The organism is Cupriavidus sp. 207A1, assembly GCF_057798955.1.
On record NZ_JBYOJO010000009.1, the window covers coordinates 185,426 to 202,719 of the forward strand.

The following is a 17,294-nucleotide window of genomic DNA, read 5'->3' on the forward strand; positions in this document are numbered from 1 at the left end:
GTTCAGGCCAGATAGCTTTGCGCCAGGTGCGCCCAGAATGCGGCGCCGACCGGCAGGGCCCTGTCGTTGAAGTCATACAGCGGGTTGTGCACCATGCAGCCGCCGTCTTCGCCCACGCCGTTGCCCAGCCGGATATAGGCGCCGGGGCGATGCTCGAGCATGTAGGCGAAGTCTTCGCTGCCCATCACCGGCGGGCGCTCCACCACGTTGTCCGCGCCCACCAGCCGGATCGCCGCCTGGCGCGCGAATTCGGTCTGCGCGGCGTGGTTGACCAGCACCGGATACTTGCGCTCGTAGACCACCTCGGCCTGCAGGCGGAAGCTCTGCGCCTGCGCCGTGACGAAGGCCTGGATGCGTTCTTCGACCAGCGTGCGCACGCGCGGGTCCAGCGTGCGCACGCCGATCTTGATGGTCGCGGTGTCGGGCACCACGTTGTAGGTGCTGCCGGCCTGCAGCGCGCCCACCGTGATGACCGCCGACTTGAGCGCGTCGATCTCGCGGCTGACGATGGATTGCAGCCCCAGCACCATGCTGGCCGCGCCCTGCATCACGTCGATGCCATGGTGCGGCATGGCGCCGTGGGCACCGCGCCCGCGCAGCGTGACCGTGGCGCGGTCGAACGAGGCCATGGCGGGGCCGGCGATCACGCCGATCTGTCCCACCGGCATCCCCGGCGAGTTGTGCAGCGCGTAGACCTCGTCGCACGGGAAGCGCTCGAATAGCCCGTCCTCCAGCATGCGCAGCGCGCCGCCTTCGTTTTCTTCGGCCGGCTGGAAGATCAGGTTCAGCGTGCCGTTGAAGTCGGCGCACTCGGCCAGGTAGCGCGCGGCGCACAGCAGGATCGCGGTGTGGCCGTCATGGCCGCACGCATGCATCTTGCCCGCGATGGTGCTGGCATAGTCCAGTCCGGTCCGTTCCTGGATCGGCAGCGCGTCCATGTCGGCGCGGATCCCCAGCGCCTTGCTGCCGTGGCCCTTGCGCAGCGTGCCCACCACCCCGGTGGTGCCCAGGCCGCGATGCACCGTGTAGCCCCATGCCGCCAGCTGTTCGGCGACGAGGTTGCTGGTCTGGCGCTCTTCGAAGGCCAGTTCGGGATGCGCGTGGATCCTGCGCCGGATGGCAACGAATTCCGGCGCGAGGGTCTCGATCGATGACTGCAGGTCGGCGGGCAGGGCGAGGGTCATGGGACATCGGGATGGTGGTGGTTCATCGCATTCTCACCGCAGGGGCCCGCCGAAACCATGACAACGGTAGCGACAAATCGTTGTATAAAATGCAACGATAAGAAATCGCGCGGCGCGGCCAGGAACGACAACGTTGCGCCGGCGCCGGAGGAGACCAAGACATGGAAGACGTGCTGGACCGCAAGCGGGCGCTGTGCCTGCTGCAGATCATCGAGACCGGCTCGGTGCGCGGCGCCGCCGAAGTGCTGGAGCTGGACCCCTCGGTGGTCAGCCGCGCCGTGGCCAAGCTGGAGCAGGACACCGGCCTGGCGCTGCTGGAGCGGCGCGGGCGCGGCGTGGTCGCCACCGACGCGGGACGGCTGCTGGCGCTGTTCGCGCGGCGCCAGCAGGACCTGAACGACACCTTCCTGGCCGAGGTGAACAACCTGAAGAACGCCCAGCGCGGCCATGTCGAACTGTCCTTCGGCGAAGGCTTTGTCGACCTGGTGCTGGAACCGGTGCTGCAGGGCTTCCTGCGCAAGCACCCCGACGTCACCTGCAGCATCCAGGTGGCGGGCACGGACGAGACCGTGCGGCTGCTGCTGGAAGACCTGGCCCATATCGGCTTCGTGTTCCAGCCGCCCGACGATGCGCGGCTGCACTCGCACTATTCGCGGCTGTCGCCGATCCGCGCGCACGTGCACAAGGACCATCCGCTGGCGCGGCGCCGCCGCGCGCTGACGCTGGCAGACCTGGCGCAGCACCAGGGCGCGTTCCTGGCCGGTTCGTTCGGCGTGCGCAAGCATGTGCAGGCAGCGGAGCTGGACGAGCACATCACGCTCAAGCCGATGCTGGTCACCAACTCATTCAAGGTGCTGTGGGAATACGCCGCGATGGGGCTGGGCTATATCCTGACGGCGCGCTCGGTGCCGCTGAAGGAGCCGCAACTGCGGCAGCTGGTATCGCTGCCGCTGGCCAATCCCATCCTGAACAACAGCCGCATCCACATCCTGACGCGCGCCGGCCGGCATTTGTCGCCGGTGGCGGACGGTTTGCTGCGGCACCTGGTGAAGGCGTTTCCGGCCGCCTGACACGGCGCGGCATGCGGCGGCGGCGAACGGAGTGTTCGGGAATGGCAGAGGCGCGCGCGCCGGATTGCGGCGATCATGCAGCTTGATCCTGTCCGCCATTCGCGCTCCGCCATGCATGTCCATCTGCAGTCTTCCATGCACGCCAGCCTGCAACAGTTGCTGCTGGCCTTTCCGCTGTCGGTCGGCGCCGAGCGCGGCAGGGTGGTGGTCCGGCGGCGCGGCTACGAACGGGTGCTGCTGGCCGGCCAGCAGGCCACCCTCGAGCCGTTCGAGGCGTTTGCGCTGCGCCTGGATGGCAGCAGTGCCCAGCCCGCGGCATGCACGCTGGAGCTGCTGGGGCTGACCCCGGCGCAACCCTCCGAATGCCTGCATCACCGCATTGCCAAGCGGGTGTTCCTGCAGCCGCAGTACGCCTGGAACGCAGCCTTTATCGCGGAACGGCTCGGCATGTCGGCGGCGCAGTTGCGCCGCGCGCTGTTCGCGCAGGGGACCGCGCTGACCGACCTGTGCCGCACGCAACGGCTGATGCGGCTGCTGTTCGACGTCATGGCGGGCGAAGCGGGCCTTGCCGAGGCCAGGCGCCGGGTCGGCTGGCCGGCCGGCGGTGACCTGGACAGCGCATTCTATGATCGCTTCGGCGTCTCGCTGGAAGCGGCGCGAAGGCTGGCCGGCGGGCGCGCCATGCCGCGGCAGCGCTCGGTCGCGTGAATCGCGGCGCGGCTCAGGGGTGTTCCATGACGCGGTTTGCGCGATAATCCGTCGTTACGCCCGGGAAGGATGTCATGCGCTTTGATCTGGTCGACCTGAAACTGTTCACGCATATCGCGGAGGCCCAGAGCCTGACCGGCGGCGCGCAGCGCTCGCACCTGTCGCTGGCCGCGGCCAGCACGCGTATCAAGAACCTGGAGGAACACGTCGGCGTCAAGCTGCTGAGCCGCAGCAGCCAGGGCGTGAAGGTGACCGGTGCGGGCGAGACCTTGCTGGCCCATGCGCGCCGCGTGCTGCGCCAGCTGGAGCAGCTCAGCGGCGACCTGCAGGAATACGCGGCGGGCGTCAAAGGCCATGTGCGCGTGTTCGCCAATACCACCGCCATGAGCGAGTTCCTGCCGGCGGTGCTGCGCAGCTACCTGGTCAGCCATCCGGACGTGACCATCGACATGCACGAACGGCTCAGCCCGGACATCGTGCGCGCAGTGCAAGAGGGCATCGTCGATATCGGCATCATTGCCGGCAATGTGCGTACCGATGGGCTGGAAGTCATGCCATACCGGCGCGACCGGCTGGTGCTGGCCACCGCGCTGAGCCATCCGCTGGCCGAGCGCGGCCGCGTGGATTTCCTCGATACGCTCGACTACGACTTCATCGGCCTGCCCGAGGACAGCGCCATCCACAACTTTCTGAAGCGGGCCGCGGCGGACCTGCAGCGCAACCTGCGCTGGCGCGTGCAGGTCAGCAATTTCGAGACCGCGTGCCGCATGGTCGAGGCCAATGTCGGCCTGGCCGTGCTGCCCGAGACCACCGCGCGCCGCCATGCCAGGGCCATGGCGCTGCGCATCGTCCAGCTCGACGACGAGTGGGCCGAGCGCCAGCTGCAGATCTGCGTGGCCGACCTCGACGCCTTGCCGCTGTTCGCGCGCAAGCTGGTGGACCTGCTGGTGGAAGACGGGCAGGGACGCCAGGACTGAAGCAGCACCGCGGCACGCCTGCGTGCTACGCCTGGCCCGCGAGCGTCTGCCGCAACTGGTGCTTGAGCAGCTTGCCGCTGGCAGTGGTCGGCATCGCCGCCACGCGCACGATGCGCTCGGGGCGCTTGTAGGGCGACAGGCGCCCGACCAGGTAGTCATGCAACGCCGGCGCGTCGAAGCGCTCGCCCTCGCGGATCTCGACGAAGGCGACCACTTCCTCGTTGCCGTCCGCGGCGGGCTGGCCGATCACGGCCGACACCCGCACCGACGGATGCGTGTTGAGCACCGATTCGACTTCGATCGGGTAGACGGTGAAGCCCGAACGGATGATCAGGTCCTTGGTGCGTCCGACGATAAACAAGGCACCGTCGGCATCCAGGCGGCCGATATCGCCGGTGTTGAGCCAGCCGCCGGGGCGCAGCGCTGCGGCGGTCAGTTCGGGCGCGCGGTAGTAGCCGCGCATCACACCCGGCCCGCGGATCCACAGTTCGCCGGGCTGCCCCGGCGGCACCGGCTTGCCGTCAGCGCCGACCACCAGCAGGTCCGCCCCCGCGACGATCTCGCCCGCGGCGCAATCGGTGCGCGGCCGGTCCAGGCGCGTCACGAACATCGATCCCGCGTACTCCGTCATGCCGTAGCCGTGGTGCAGCGGCTGGCCGAATGCCGCCTCGACATCGCGCTTGAGGGTAGGGTCGAGCGGGCCGCCGCCGGTGTAGAGATAGCGCAGTCGCGGCGAGGGCTGCAATGGCACACCGGTGGCCCGCACGTGGGCCAGGATGCGGCTGAACATGGCCGGCACGCCCTGCAGCAGCGTGATCGCGCCATCGCGGATCGCCGCGGCCAGGTCCGCGGCGTTGAAGCGCGCGCACAGGTACAGGCTGGCGCCGGCGTGCAAGGTCGATACCAGCAACGTGCCCAGCCCGAACACATGCGACATCGGCATCACCGCGTAGGCGCAGTCGTCCGGCCGCATGCGGCGCGAGGCCACGGTTACGTCGGCAAAGTGCAGCAGGCCGCGGTGCGTGACCATCACCCCTTTGGGCTGTCCGGTGGTGCCCGAGGTGTAGATCAGCGCGGCCACCTCGCGCGCCAGCGCTTCGGGCTCGCGCGTGGCGGTCTCGTCGACGGCGCCGGCCATCAGGGGGCCCAGGCCGGCCGGGGCAATTTCGCGGGCGCGATAGCGCACGCCGTGGCGCAGCGCATCCGGCGAGGCCGCGTGGGTGAACAGCATCAGCCGCGGGTGGCAGTGGGCGCGGATCACCTCGATCTCGCGCTCGGACAGGCGCGCGTTGACGACCACCGGCCATGCGCCCAGCTCCGCCAGTGCGAACACCAGCGTGACCACCGCCAGGCAGTTCTCGGCCACCACCAGCACCCGGTCGCCGGTGCCGACACCCTGCGACTGCAGGTAGCGCTGCGCGTCGCCGATGCCGGCCCACAGCTGCGCATAGGTGGTGCTTCGGTCTTCCTCGAACACGGCGACATGGCCGGGCGTGCGCGCGGCCCAGTGGCGCGGGATGTCGCTGATGCGGGTGAGGGGGGCTCGGTCCGGTGGCATGATTCAGGCGTCCTGGTGCGGGGCAAAGCATGCGGCGGGCGTGCGGCAAGCACAGGGCCCCACGCCGCCGCTGCGGCATCAATAGCGTTCAAATACCGCGGCAATGCCCTGGCCGCCGCCGATGCACATGGTTTCCAGGCCGTAGCGGCCGCCGCGGCGCTGCAGTTCGTGCAGCAGCGTGGCCAGGATGCGCACGCCGGTGGCGCCGATCGGATGGCCCAGCGAGATGCCCGAACCGTTGACGTTGAGCTTCTGCTCGATCGCGTCCTGGTCCTGCCAGTCCCAGCCCTTGAGCACGGCCAGCACCTGGCAGGCAAAGGCCTCGTTCAGCTCGACCAGGTCCATCTGATCCAGCGTCAGGTTCAGGCGCGCCAGCAGCTTCTTCACCGCCGGCACCGGGCCGATGCCCATGTGCGACGGCTCGCAGCCGGCAGCCGCCCAGCCCACCAGCGAGGCCATCGGGGTCAGGCCGAGTTCGGCGAGCTTGTCCTCGGCGACGATCAGGCAGGCGGCCGACGCATCGTTCTGCTGGCTTGCGTTGCCCGCGGTGACCGTGCCGTTCGGCATCAGCACGCGCAGCTTGGCCAGGCTTTCGGCCGTGGTCTGCGGGCGGAAGCCCTCATCGCGCGTAAATGCGACCGGCTCGCCCTTGCGCTGCGGCACCTGCACCGGGACGATCTCGGCGTCGAAGCGCCCGGCATCCCAGGCGGCCGCGGCGCGCTGGTGGCTGCGCACGGCGAAGGCATCGGCGGCTTCGCGGCTGATGCCGTAGTCGCGCGCGAGGTTCTCGGCGGTCTCGATCATGCCCGAGATCTTGCCGAAGCGCTCCACCGGCTGCGAGCGCTCGCGGCCACGGTCGAGCCGGTCGAAGAAGCGCACGTTGCCGGAGCGCGCGCCCCAGCGCATATCGGTGGTGTAGTACTCGATATTGCTCATGCTTTCGACGCCGCCGGCGATCACCACGTCGGCCGCGCCGCTCTGCACCATCATCGCCGCGGTAACGATGGCCTGCAGGCCGCCGCCGCAGCGGCGATCCAGCTGCATGCCCGGCACCTCAACCGGCAGGCCGGCCTGCAGCGCGGCCCAGCGGCCCACGCACGGCACTTCGCTGTTGGCATACGACTGGGCAAAGACGACGTCGTCGATGCGCGCCGGGTCGATGCCGCTGCGTTCCACCACCGCGCGCACGGCGGTCGCGGCCAGTTCCTCGACCGGCACCGGGCGCAGGCTGCCGCCAAAGGTGCCGACGGGGGTGCGAAGGGGGGTGACGATTGCAGCTCTGCGCATGGAAGTCTCCTTGGTATTCGGTATCGGGTGAATCATCAAATTAGTCGGTGTGCGTCGTCCCCGGAAGGGCGACGAAGGCCGCGCCGCACTGGCGCAGCAGCGCATGGGCCTGGCGCTCCAGGTCGGCGCGGTGTTCGGGGGCAGCGATGTCCAGCATGCGGCGCACGCGCTGCGACAGGGGCTGGCCGCGCAGGTCGGCCACGCCATGCTCGGTGACGATCAGGCCGGCGTCGGCACGCGGCGTGCTGACCGGGCCGGACAATTGCGCGACGATACGGCTCGCACCTTTGGCGGTGGCCGGCAGCGCCACGATCGGCAGGCCGCCGCGGCTGCGCGCGGCGCCGCGCAGGAAATCCACCGCGCCGCCGACGGCGCCGACATAGACGCCGGCGGCAACTTCCGCATTGACCTGTCCGGTCAGGTCGACCTCGATCGCCGAATTGATCGCGGTCAGCTTGTCCACGCTGGCGAGCACTTCGGGATGGTGGGTGTAGGCGGTTTCGCGCAGCTGCAGCTGCGGATTGCGATGGGCCCAGCGCCGCAACCGCTCGCTGCCCATCAGGATGCCGCCAATGCCGATGCCCGCATCGATGCGCTTGCGTGCGTTGGTCAGCACGCCGGCCTCGGCCAGCGCGGCAATGCCGTCGCCGACCGCGCCGCTGTGCAGCCCCAGGTCGCGGCGGTCATGCAGCGCGGCAACCACTGCTTCAGGAAGGTTGCCGATGCCCATCTGCAGGGTCGCGCCATCCTCCACCCAGCCGGCGATATGGCCGGCAATGGCCTGTTCGGCGGGGCCGGCAGCGCTGCGCTCCAGGCTGATGGGCGGGTACAGCGCCTCGACCTGCAGGTCGATCTGGTCAGCGGTGAGATAACGGCTGCCGTGGGTCCACGGCACCTCCGGGTTCACTTCGGCAATGATCACGCGGGCGCGGTCGAGCGCGGCGGGAAGGTACTCGTGCACCAGGCCCAGGCTGTGACGCCCCTGTTCGTCGGCGGGCGAGACCTGCGCCAGCACCACATCCGCGCGCAGCGTGCCGTGCCGGATCAGCCCCGGCAGGTGCGAATAATGGCTCGGCACGATGTCGAGCACGCCCGCGCTGGCCAGCCGGCGGTGCGGCCCGCTGGCGGCATAGCCGAAGAAATCGATGACATCGGCTTGCTCCGGCTGCAGCGTGTCCGACTGGCCGATGCCGACGAAGACGCTGAAGCGCCCGCCGCGCGCGATGGCATGGCGATGCGCCACCAGCGCGCGCGTCAGCGTCAGCGGCTCGGCGGTGGCTTGTCCCCACCAGAGGTGGTCGCCGGGGCGGATGAGGGTTTGCAGTCGGGAAGCCAGGTCGTGCATGTCCACGGGGAATACGTTGGGTCGGCACACGGCCGGAAGTCAGCCGGCCCGCGCCGGGATAGCCCGAAGCATGTCGCCAATGTCGCGTTTGCGCTATTCGACAATGCCAATGGCCGGCTTCGGCGATGGCGAAAATGCCGGCCGGGCCCTGGCTGCCCGGGACTTAAGCCGCGTGGAAGGCGCGCTTTCGGAAAGGCTGATTGTCCCGCCGGCCGAACGCCGCGACCATGGCGGCTATCACGCGGCGTCGGCCATCCGCCACGCCGGCGCATAGATCGCCACGTACCCGACCGCCACAGACACAGACCCACCGCAAGGCAGCGCCATGATCGAACAGACCCTATCGAATAATTTCCACGAAATCCGCGATGCCATCCGTGCGCTGTGCGCCGAGTTTCCCGACGAGTATTTCCGCAAGGTCGATGAACAGCGCGCCTATCCCGAGGCCTTCGTCAATGCGCTGACCGCGGCGGGCTGGCTGGCAGCGCTGATTCCGCAGGAATACGGCGGCTCCGGCCTGGGCCTGACCGAAGCCTCGGTCATCATGGAAGAGATCAACCGTTGCGGCGGCAATTCCGGTGCCTGCCATGGCCAGATGTACAACATGGGCACGCTGCTGCGGCACGGCTCAACCGCGCAGAAGGAAAAGTACCTGCCCAAGATCGCCTCCGGCGAATGGCGCCTGCAGTCGATGGGCGTGACCGAGCCCACCACCGGCACCGACACCACCAAGATCAAGACTTCGGCGGTGAAGAAGGACGGCCGCTACGTCGTCAACGGCCAGAAGGTATGGATCAGCCGCGTGCAGCACAGCGATTTCATGATCCTGCTGGCGCGCACCACGCCGCTGGCCGAGGTCAGGAAGAAGAGCGAGGGCATGTCGATCTTCATGGTGGACCTGCACGAGGCGCAGAAGAAGGGCCTGACGGTGCGCCCCATCCCCAACATGGTCAACCACGAGACCAACGAACTGTTCTTCGAGGACCTGGAGATTCCCGAGGAAAACCTGATCGGCGAGGAGGGCAAGGGCTTCAAGTACATCCTCGATGGCCTGAATGCCGAGCGCACGCTGATCGCCGCCGAGTGCATCGGCGACGGCTACTGGTTCATGGATCGGGTGACGAAGTACGTGAAGGAGCGCGAAGTCTTCGGCCGCCCCATCGGCCAGAACCAGGGCGTGCAGTTCCCGATCGCCGAGTCGTTCATCGAACTCGAGGCGGCCAACCTGATGCGCTGGAAAGCGTGCGAGCTGTTCGACAAGCACGAGTCCATGGGCGCCCAGGCCAACATGGCCAAGTACCTGGCCGCCAAGGCCAGCTGGGAGGCCGGCAACGCCTGCCTGCAGTTCCACGGCGGCTTCGGCTTTGCCTGCGAATACGATGTCGAGCGCAAGTTCCGCGAGACGCGCCTGTACCAGGTGGCGCCGATCTCGACCAACCTGATCTACTCCTTCGTCGCCGAACACGTGCTGGGGCTGCCGCGCTCGTTCTGAGGGCATGCCGGCGTTGCGCCGGCATCTGAAAAAAATAACTTAATTGGCAGGCAAGAAACACTAACTTGATTTTCGGCATTCTTGGCGCAAGCTACAAGTGGCGAATGCGGAGCCTGGCTTCGCCGCCACTGGCCGGTTTCCGGCACCGACCCCAGAGCTGAATCGCCGGACAGGCGCGGCGCGCGCGCCGGTGCTGACCGCTTCGGGGACTGTAGCCTCCGTCAAGGGATAAGCACTATGCCGAAGGAGCAGCATCGCCCGCGTGTTGTCCGCAAGCGGGACGCCGGATTGCATTTTCGTCTGACGCCGCTCGCCGGCGTTGCGGCCGGACTGATGTACGCCGCAGGCGTGCAGGCCCAGGCCAATGCCACGCCCTCGGGCACCTACGGGCCGGGCTCGTATGGGGATGCGTTCCAGTTCTTCGGCACGGACGGCGTTATCCAGGGCAGTACGACGATTTACCCCAAGCCGCCCTATCCACAGAACTTCGGCGGCGCCGGCGTGTCCGTGGCCGCGCGAGGCTCGGCCACCATCAATCCCGATCTCGGCCCGGCACCGGGCGATATCTTCATCGACTCGGACTATCGGCAAGGCGCGCCCAACACGGCGCTGTACGTTGCCAACGGCACGCTGACCGTCGTCGGCAGCAGCGTTGCGGGCCGCCTGACCTATGCCCGTGGCCATGGGCAGTCGGTGCATGGCGTCTATGTCCCCGGCGAGACCGGTCCTTCGGTCTTTACCGGCGCGCGCATGTACATGTCGGCCGACGGCCCCAGTGCCTACGCGATCCACGCATACGGGGTATTCGCGTCGGTGGATGTCAGGGACTCGACGCTGGTAACCTCGGGCAGCGGGCATGGTGTGCTGGCCTGGAGCAACGCGTCGGTGAAACTGTCCAACACCGATGTCACGGTGCAGGCGGCGGACGTCTACGGCATTTATGCCACCAGCGGCGCCAGGATCGAAACCACCGGCGGCAGTGTGAGTGCCAGCCTCAACGGCGCGCGCGGGGTCGTGATCAACGGCGCGACCGGCGTGTTGACCGGTACCAATGTGAGCACGCAAGGGACCACCGGCTATGGGCTTTGGGCGATCGGCTCGACCGTTTCCGTCACGGGCGGGACGATCCGTACGCAGGGGACTAACGCCCATGGCCTCTACCTGTATGGCAATTCCACCACCACGCTCAACGGCGCCACGATCACGACGGGCGGGACCACCGCCCATGGCATCTTCGTCAGCAGCGGCACGCTGGGCATGCAGGGCGCCATGGTGACGGCCACCGGCCCCAGCGCCCGGGGCCTGTACGTTGCCGGCGGTGCGACCGCCGTGGCGGCCGATAGCCGGTTCGCCGCGCAGGGCACTTCCGGCATAGGCACGTGGGTCAACGGCGCCGGATCGTCGCTGACGATGACCGGCGGCGCGCTCAGCGGGGCGCTGGCCAATGGCCACGGCGCCTACGTCAATGCGGGGGGCACCTTGCGCACCACCGATACGGCGATCTCCAGCGCCGCCGCGGTCGGCGTCTGGGCCGTCGGCACCACGGTTGAACTGACCCGCGGCACAGTGTTCGGGGGCGCCTATGGCATCTACCTGACCGAGGGCGCGACGCTGCGCGCCACCGGCACGGCGATCACCAGCGGCAGCGGCGCGACGCGCGGCGTGCAGGCCGTGGCATCGACGCTGGACCTGACCGATGTCTCGGTCAGCACCGCGACGGCGGAAGACCATGCCATCTATGCGTACAACGGTTCTACCTTGCAGGCGCGCAACCTGACGCTGACCACCCAGGGCGATAACGCCTATGGCTTGCGGGTGGTCGGCGCGCCCACGGCGCAGATCGACGGCATGGTGGTGCGCACGGCGGGCGCCGGCGCGCACGGGGCGGTGTTCGACGGCGGCGCCAGCACCTATGCCGGCAGCAATTTCGATATCGGCACCAGCGGCGGCGGCATGGGCATCTATGCGTGGCAAGGTGCCGCGTTGCGCCTGGCGGGCGGGCGGGTCGATACCGGTACCGCGGCCAATGCCCACGGCATCTATATCAACGATGCCACGGTCGAACTGACTCCGGGCGCGCAGGGTGCGGGCGTCGCCGTCAGTACGGGCGGCGCCGGCGCGCATGCAGTGCGGGTCAGTTCGGGCGGCCGCTTCAGCGCCACGGGCGCATCGTTGCATGCCGCCGGGGTCGATGCGGCGGGCATCCATCTGCTTGGGGTCGCGGATGCGGCCTCGGCCACCGCCATTGCCAATGCGGCGCCGGCACCGGCTCCCGTGGCACCGCCCAACGATGACGGCTCGCCGGCACCGGTGGCGTCGGCACCGCCGGTGCCGACGCTGGGACAGGCGCTGAATACCACCGAAACCGTGACCCTCGCCAACAGCACGGTGGTGTCGGACGCCGGCGCGGCGATCAGCGTCGCGGGCGGTTCGGCTACCATCGCGGCGAACAACACCACCATCCAGGGCGTGGCGGCGCTGCAGGTGCTGGGCAGGCAGGAGTCTTCCGGCGGCACGCCGGTCAATGTGCCGGGCGTGGCGACGCTGAACGCCAGTGCCTCGACCCTGACCGGAGCCGCGGTGACCGGCAACGGCAGCCAGTCGACCCTGAACCTTTCCAATGGCAGCCGCTGGAACGTGACGGCGAGTTCGGTGCTGACCCGTCTTGGCAATGACGGCAGCGTGATCGACGTACAGGCGGCACCGGGGTTGCCGCTGGGGCGACGCCGTTCGCTGCTTGCAAGCCCGATTCCGGGCAATGCCTACCACGCCGTCAACGTCACCGGCGACTATGCCGGCAACAACGGCGTGGTGGCGCTGAACACCTTCCTCGACGCGGGTGGCAGCCTGGCGCAGCAATTCACCGACCGCCTGCTGATCAACGGCTCGGCCAGCGGCACCACCACGCTGCAGATCAAGCCGGTCGCCACCAGCCCTGGCGCGACCACCTCGCCCAGCGGCGTGGTCAACGCCAGCGAAGGCATCTCGGTGGTCCAGGTCGCCGGCAGTTCCACGCCGGACGCGTTCGCGCTCAAAGGCGGCTATGTCACCGCCGCCAATTCGCCCTACGCCTACCGGCTGTACGCCTATGGCCCCGGTTCGTCGATCAGCGCGGCCGATGCCAATGCGTCGCTGGTGGGCAATGCGTCCGGCTACTGGGACTACCGGCTGCAAAGCACCTATGTCGAGCCCGATGGCCCGGTGGTGCCCGACCCGGATGAGCCGCTGCCGCCCGATGCCCGTCCCGCGGTGGCGCCGCAGGTGGCGTCCTACGTCACCGCGCCGGCTGCGATGCTGCACGCCGGCATGCTCGACCTCGACAGCCTGCACCGCCGCCTGGGCGAGGTGCGCGACGACCGCGCGCTGGCGCGCGACCAGGGCCCGGGCGAGATGTTCTTCCGCGCCTATGGCGGCAATTTCCGCTACACCAGCAACCAGTCGTTCGAACGGTACGGCTACGATGCCAATGGCGATTACGCGGCCATCCACCTCGGCGGCAACCTGTTCCGCCAGGACGGCGAGACCGGCCTGTGGCGGTTCGGCCTGGCCGGTTCGGTCGGATGGCTGCACTTTACGCCGCATGCCGTCGACGGGCCGAGCCGCACGCGTGCCACCATCTATCGCATCAGCGGCTACGGCACCTACCAGAGCCACCAGGGCTGGTATGTCGACGGCATCCTGTCGGGCGGATGGTTCGACGGCGATGTCTCGACGCAGGCGCGCGGCCGGGCCAGTTCGATGGACGGGGGCCTGTTCGCCGCATCGATCGAAGCCGGCTACCCGTTTGCCATGCCCTACGGCCTGAACCTGGAGCCGCAGCTGCAGCTGATCGGGCAGCACGTGAGCTTCCGCAACAACATCGACGTCGACGAGCTGGAGGTCAACATCGGCTCGCAGAACCAGCTGGTGGGCCGCGCCGGCGTGCGCCTGACTCGGCCGGTCGCCGTCGCCGGCGGCCGGCTGACGCCATACGTTGGCTTCGACCTGTTCCATGCGTTCACCGGCGGCACCAACGTGCACGTCGGCGAGGTGCAGTTCGAATCCGGCAAGCTGGGCGACGCCTTCCAGTTGTCGTTGGGGCTCAACGGGATGCCGACGGGGCGGCTGTCGCTCTATGGCCGGGTCTCGTACCAGCATGCGATGGGGCGGGGCGGGATCCAGGGTTGGCTGTTCAATGCCGGCGCCCGCTACCTGTTCTAGGTTTCGGCGCGGGCGGCGCTTACGGCATCCGGCGCCGCGGTCGCGCACCGGCGCCGGCAGCTCAGGTAGAATGCCGCCCTATGTCGCGCATGATTGCCTTGCTCCTGATGCTGATCCTGCCGCTGCAGGCGTTGGCCGCAGCGCAGCGGCAGCTCGCGCACGCGGCCGGCTTCCCGCCGGACCACATGGCCGCGCACGCCGAGCACGTTCCGCATCACCATGATGAGGGTGGCGAAATCGCCTTCGACGATTCCGCGGCTTCCGCGTCGCACCAGCTCGACTTCGACTACGGCACCCACTTCCAGGCGCCATTGCCAGCCGGCATGGTGCCGCCGCTGACGCTGCAGACGCAGCGCGAGCCGTCGTTCCTCGGCAGTCGCATCCCCGACCCGGGCTCCAGTCCCCCGTTACGCCCCCCTCACGCGCCCGCCTGACGGCGGGGCACTGATCTGCTGATTGCCTGCCGTGGCGCAATGCCTTGCGCCGCGCCCCGCCGCATTGCCTGCTTGTCGCAATCTGCGTTGGGGATTCCATGCATAAATTCTTCATCTCCGTGGTGGCGTTGGCGTTGCTGATGCCGGCGGCCCATGGCCAGCCCGCGCCGGCCGACCTGCGCGCGCTGTTCGATGCCGCCTGGGAGCGCTCCGTCGCCTTCCAGGCCACCGAGGGGCGGCGCCTGGAGGCGGCGGCCAGCCGGGTCCAGGCTGATTCGCTGATCGCGGGGCCGCCCACGCTGGGCCTGCTGCACCGTGACGACCGCTGGACGGAGCAGCGCGGCGTGCGCGAGAGCGAGGTCCAGCTGGGCGTGCCGGTGTGGCTGCCAGGCCAGCGCGCGGCACGCGGCGAGCTGGCCGACGCCCAGGCGGCCGAGGCCGAGGCTGGCGTCGCGCTGGCGCGGCTGAATCTTGCCGCGGACGTTCGCGAGCGCGTCTGGCAGCTGGCCGCCGCGGAAGGCGAGCGCGAGGTGATGCGTCGACGCGCCGGGATCGCCGCGTCGCTGCGCGACGATGTGCGCCGGCGCGTCAATGCGGGCGACCTGGCGCGCACCGACCTGCTGCTGGCGCAGCAGGACCACCTGGCGGCACAGGGGCTGCTCGCCGACAGCGAGGCGCGCGTGGTCGAGGCCAGCGCGCGGCTGCTGCAAGCCACCGGCGTTGCCGCGCTGCCGTCGCGGTACGACGAGGCGGCGGCGGCGCCGGGAGACCCGGGCGGCCTGGCCGCGAGCCATCCACGCCTGGAAGCGGTGCAACAGGCCGTGCTGCGCAGCGAACGCCAGCTGGGCTACCTGCGCAAATCGCGCCGCGACCCGCCGGAAGTCGGCGTGATGTACCGCAACGACCGGGCCGGCGGCGGCATGCCCGGCGACCAGACCGTCGGCCTGTTCGTCAGGATCCCGTTCGCCACGGATGCGCGCAACCTGCCGCGCGAAGCCGCCGCGCAGACCGAGCTAATGACAGCCCGGGCCGAACTTGCGCGCACCGAACGCATGGTGCGCGCCGAGATCGACGCGGCGCAGGCCGCGCTGCGGCTGGCCGGGCAGCAGCTCAGCCTGACGCAAGAGCGCAGCGCCACGCTGTCCGAACGGGCGGCGCTGCTGCGCAAGACCTTCGATGCCGGCGAGATCGGCCTGCCGGAAGTGCTGCGCGCACAAAACCAGGCGCTGGAAGCCGAGGCCGACCTCGTGCGCCAGCGTGCCCGGCACGGCATCGCCATTGCCACCCTGAACCAGGCGTTCGGAGTCCTGCCATGATCCGCCAGTTGTTACTTTCCCTGTTCCTGTCGCTCGCGCTCGCGCTCGCGCTCGCGCTCGCGGCGCCGGCGGCGCATGCCGGACCCGGTGCGCACGGCCCCAATGGCGAGCACCTGGACGCGCCCGCCGGCACCGGCGCGGCGGCACACGCCCAGCCGACCATCGAAGCCCATACGGAAGCATTCGAACTGGTGGGCACCCTCTCCACGGACGAACTCTCGGTCATGGTCGACCGCTACGTCACCAACGAGCCGGTGCTCGACGGCACGCTCGAGGTCGAGTTCAACGGCATCAAGGCCCAGGGCAAGCTGCATGCCGATGCCGGCGACTATGCCTTTACCGACGAGAAGCTGCTGCTGGCGCTGCGCCAGCCCGGCCAGCATGCGCTGGTGTTTACGCTCGTCACCGGCAATGAGTCGGACCTGATCGAGGGCACCCTGAACGTTGCCGCGGACGGACACGACCACGGCCTGGCGTGGTGGCAGGCGCGCTGGCCGTGGCTGGTCCTGCTTGCGGCGCTGCTTGCGGCAGCCGCGGCCTGGGGCGTGAAGCGCCGCGCTGGCAAGAGGAACGGAGGCATGGCGTGATGAAGACGACCCATATCGCGACCCATATCGCAACCCTGGTGATCGCGCTGACCGCCTGGTCAACCTTGCCGGCGCTGGCCGGACCCGGCGCGCACGGCCCGAATGGCGAACACCTCGATGCACCGGCCGCGGTGCCGGTCGGCGGCGGCCTCGTCCGGCTGGCGGACGGCAGTGTCCAGGTGCCCAAGCTGGCACAGCGCCGCATGGGCATACGGACTGCGATGCCGCAGCAGGCCGTACACCCCGTGACGGTGGAGCTGAACGCCGTCGTGGCGATCGATCCGAACGCGGGCGGGCGCCTGCAGGCGGGCCACCCGGGCTGGATCGAACCGCCGCCGGGCGGCTTTCCCGTGCTGGGGCAGCGTGTCGCCAAGGGCCAGGTGCTGGCCGTGCTGCGCCACAAGAGCGAGCCCTTCGACATCGGCAACCAGCAGGCACAGTTCGCCAACCTGAGCGCCAGCCTGAAGCTGGCACGGCAGCGGCTGCAGCGGCTGGAGTCGCTGCCGGACAGCATTCCGCGCAAGGAAATCGAAGCCGCCCGCGCCGAGGTCCAGAGCCTGTCCGGCCAGCGCGATGCGGTCGGCAAGAGCCTGCACCAGACCGATACGCTGACCGCGCCGGCCAGTGGCGTGATCGCCAGCGCCAATGTGCTGGCAGGGCAGGTGGTTGCCGCCGGGGACGTGCTGTACGAGGTGGTCGATCCCGCCCGCCTGCTGATCGAGGCCAGCAGCGCGGACAGTTCGCTGGCCAGCCGTATCCAGGGCGGCGCCCTGGCCAGCGGCACCGGCGCCAAGCTGGAATTCGTCGGCGCCGGCCGCAGCCTGAAGAACGGCGCGGTGCCGCTGACGTTCCGGCTGACCGGCAACGACGTGCCGCTGGCCGTCGGCCAGCCCGTGACCGTGGTCGCGACGCTGAGCGATACCGTCCGCGGCATCGCGCTGCCGAGCGAGGCGCTGGTGCGCAATGCCAGCAACCTGCCGGTGGTGTGGATCAAGTCCGGCGCGCAGCGCTTTATCGCGCAGCCGGTCGAGGCGCGCGTGCTCGATGCGCGCACCGTGGTCGTGGTCGGCGGACTGTCGCCGGAGAACCGGGTGGTGGTGTCCGGCGCGGCGCTGATCAACCAGATCCGCTGAGGG

14 protein-coding genes are annotated in these 17,294 nt (G+C 69.4%); 10 read left to right on the forward strand and 4 right to left on the reverse strand.

The window, feature by feature from the left end; all coding sequences use genetic code 11:
* Positions 1-2: 2 nt before the first annotated feature.
* Entirely contained in the window at positions 3-1,184 is a 1,182-nt protein-coding gene (locus AC3FMM_RS18335; RefSeq protein ID WP_488687235.1) for a M20 aminoacylase family protein, read from the reverse strand.
* Positions 1,185-1,345: 161 nt separating this feature from the next.
* Here AC3FMM_RS18335 and AC3FMM_RS18340 point away from each other — a divergent pair, with 161 nt between their 5' ends.
* The 3 genes from AC3FMM_RS18340 (at position 1,346) to AC3FMM_RS18350 (ending at position 3,939) form a co-directional block, all read left to right on the forward strand.
* On the forward strand, positions 1,346-2,254 hold the full coding sequence (locus AC3FMM_RS18340) for a LysR family transcriptional regulator (RefSeq protein ID WP_115712989.1): 909 nt from the start codon (positions 1,346-1,348) through the stop codon (positions 2,252-2,254).
* Between the two features lie 135 nt (positions 2,255-2,389).
* Positions 2,390-2,962 (forward strand): AraC family transcriptional regulator, encoded by a 573-nt coding sequence (locus tag AC3FMM_RS18345; RefSeq protein ID WP_240987846.1) that lies wholly within the window; start codon positions 2,390-2,392, stop codon positions 2,960-2,962.
* 74 nt (positions 2,963-3,036) lie between these two features.
* Positions 3,037-3,939 carry a LysR family transcriptional regulator gene (locus AC3FMM_RS18350; RefSeq protein WP_115682740.1) on the forward strand — a complete coding sequence of 301 codons (903 nt, stop codon included), beginning with the start codon at positions 3,037-3,039 and terminating at the stop codon, positions 3,937-3,939.
* Between the two features lie 25 nt (positions 3,940-3,964).
* Here the strand turns inward: AC3FMM_RS18350 and AC3FMM_RS18355 are convergent, their stop codons facing one another.
* The 3 genes from AC3FMM_RS18355 to AC3FMM_RS18365 form a co-directional block, all read right to left on the reverse strand.
* Positions 3,965-5,497, reverse strand: a complete 1,533-nt coding sequence (locus tag AC3FMM_RS18355) for a class I adenylate-forming enzyme family protein (RefSeq protein WP_488687236.1) — start codon at positions 5,495-5,497, stop codon at positions 3,965-3,967.
* 78 nt (positions 5,498-5,575) lie between these two features.
* Entirely contained in the window at positions 5,576-6,784 is a 1,209-nt protein-coding gene (locus AC3FMM_RS18360; RefSeq protein ID WP_115712991.1) for an acetyl-CoA C-acetyltransferase, read from the reverse strand.
* Positions 6,785-6,824: 40 nt separating this feature from the next.
* Entirely contained in the window at positions 6,825-8,129 is a 1,305-nt protein-coding gene (locus AC3FMM_RS18365; RefSeq protein ID WP_488687260.1) for an acetyl-CoA hydrolase/transferase family protein, read from the reverse strand.
* Positions 8,130-8,208: 79 nt separating this feature from the next.
* Between AC3FMM_RS18365 and AC3FMM_RS18370 the strand changes: the two genes are divergently transcribed.
* From AC3FMM_RS18370 to AC3FMM_RS18400, 7 genes are all read left to right on the forward strand, one after another.
* Positions 8,209-8,403 carry a hypothetical protein gene (locus AC3FMM_RS18370; protein WP_414248842.1) on the forward strand — a complete coding sequence of 65 codons (195 nt, stop codon included), beginning with the start codon at positions 8,209-8,211 and terminating at the stop codon, positions 8,401-8,403.
* 51 nt (positions 8,404-8,454) lie between these two features.
* Positions 8,455-9,621 (forward strand): acyl-CoA dehydrogenase family protein, encoded by a 1,167-nt coding sequence (locus AC3FMM_RS18375; RefSeq protein ID WP_092310014.1) that lies wholly within the window; start codon positions 8,455-8,457, stop codon positions 9,619-9,621.
* A 288-nt stretch (positions 9,622-9,909) separates the two neighbouring features.
* Entirely contained in the window at positions 9,910-13,821 is a 3,912-nt protein-coding gene (locus AC3FMM_RS18380) for an autotransporter outer membrane beta-barrel domain-containing protein (RefSeq protein ID WP_147309752.1), read from the forward strand.
* Between the two features lie 89 nt (positions 13,822-13,910).
* Positions 13,911-14,255 (forward strand): hypothetical protein, encoded by a 345-nt coding sequence (locus tag AC3FMM_RS18385; RefSeq protein WP_240991317.1) that lies wholly within the window; start codon positions 13,911-13,913, stop codon positions 14,253-14,255.
* A 98-nt stretch (positions 14,256-14,353) separates the two neighbouring features.
* Positions 14,354-15,571: a TolC family protein gene (locus AC3FMM_RS18390; protein WP_488687237.1), complete on the forward strand. Its 1,218-nt coding sequence runs from the start codon at positions 14,354-14,356 to the stop codon at positions 15,569-15,571.
* Positions 15,568-16,158 carry a hypothetical protein gene (locus AC3FMM_RS18395; RefSeq protein ID WP_488687238.1) on the forward strand — a complete coding sequence of 197 codons (591 nt, stop codon included), beginning with the start codon at positions 15,568-15,570 and terminating at the stop codon, positions 16,156-16,158. Before AC3FMM_RS18390 ends, AC3FMM_RS18395 begins: the two co-directional genes overlap by 4 nt.
* On the forward strand, positions 16,158-17,291 hold the full coding sequence (locus tag AC3FMM_RS18400; protein ID WP_488687261.1) for an efflux RND transporter periplasmic adaptor subunit: 1,134 nt from the start codon (positions 16,158-16,160) through the stop codon (positions 17,289-17,291). Before AC3FMM_RS18395 ends, AC3FMM_RS18400 begins: the two co-directional genes overlap by 1 nt.
* Positions 17,292-17,294: the final 3 nt, after the last annotated feature.

What these genes read in the sequence shown, in the direction of transcription:
- AC3FMM_RS18335 (WP_488687235.1), bottom strand. Translation starts at nt 1,184, where the DNA reads ATGACCCTCGCCCTGCCCGCCGACCTGCAGTCATCGATCGAGACCCTC.
- AC3FMM_RS18340 (WP_115712989.1), top strand. Translation starts at nt 1,346, where the DNA reads ATGGAAGACGTGCTGGACCGCAAGCGGGCGCTGTGCCTGCTGCAGATC.
- AC3FMM_RS18345 (WP_240987846.1), top strand. Translation starts at nt 2,390, where the DNA reads ATGCACGCCAGCCTGCAACAGTTGCTGCTGGCCTTTCCGCTGTCGGTC.
- AC3FMM_RS18350 (WP_115682740.1), top strand. Translation starts at nt 3,037, where the DNA reads ATGCGCTTTGATCTGGTCGACCTGAAACTGTTCACGCATATCGCGGAG.
- AC3FMM_RS18355 (WP_488687236.1), bottom strand. Translation starts at nt 5,497, where the DNA reads ATGCCACCGGACCGAGCCCCCCTCACCCGCATCAGCGACATCCCGCGC.
- AC3FMM_RS18360 (WP_115712991.1), bottom strand. Translation starts at nt 6,784, where the DNA reads ATGCGCAGAGCTGCAATCGTCACCCCCCTTCGCACCCCCGTCGGCACC.
- AC3FMM_RS18365 (WP_488687260.1), bottom strand. Translation starts at nt 8,129, where the DNA reads ATGCACGACCTGGCTTCCCGACTGCAAACCCTCATCCGCCCCGGCGAC.
- AC3FMM_RS18370 (WP_414248842.1), top strand. Translation starts at nt 8,209, where the DNA reads ATGTCGCGTTTGCGCTATTCGACAATGCCAATGGCCGGCTTCGGCGAT.
- AC3FMM_RS18375 (WP_092310014.1), top strand. Translation starts at nt 8,455, where the DNA reads ATGATCGAACAGACCCTATCGAATAATTTCCACGAAATCCGCGATGCC.
- AC3FMM_RS18385 (WP_240991317.1), top strand. Translation starts at nt 13,911, where the DNA reads ATGATTGCCTTGCTCCTGATGCTGATCCTGCCGCTGCAGGCGTTGGCC.
- AC3FMM_RS18390 (WP_488687237.1), top strand. Translation starts at nt 14,354, where the DNA reads ATGCATAAATTCTTCATCTCCGTGGTGGCGTTGGCGTTGCTGATGCCG.
- AC3FMM_RS18395 (WP_488687238.1), top strand. Translation starts at nt 15,568, where the DNA reads ATGATCCGCCAGTTGTTACTTTCCCTGTTCCTGTCGCTCGCGCTCGCG.
- AC3FMM_RS18400 (WP_488687261.1), top strand. Translation starts at nt 16,158, where the DNA reads ATGAAGACGACCCATATCGCGACCCATATCGCAACCCTGGTGATCGCG.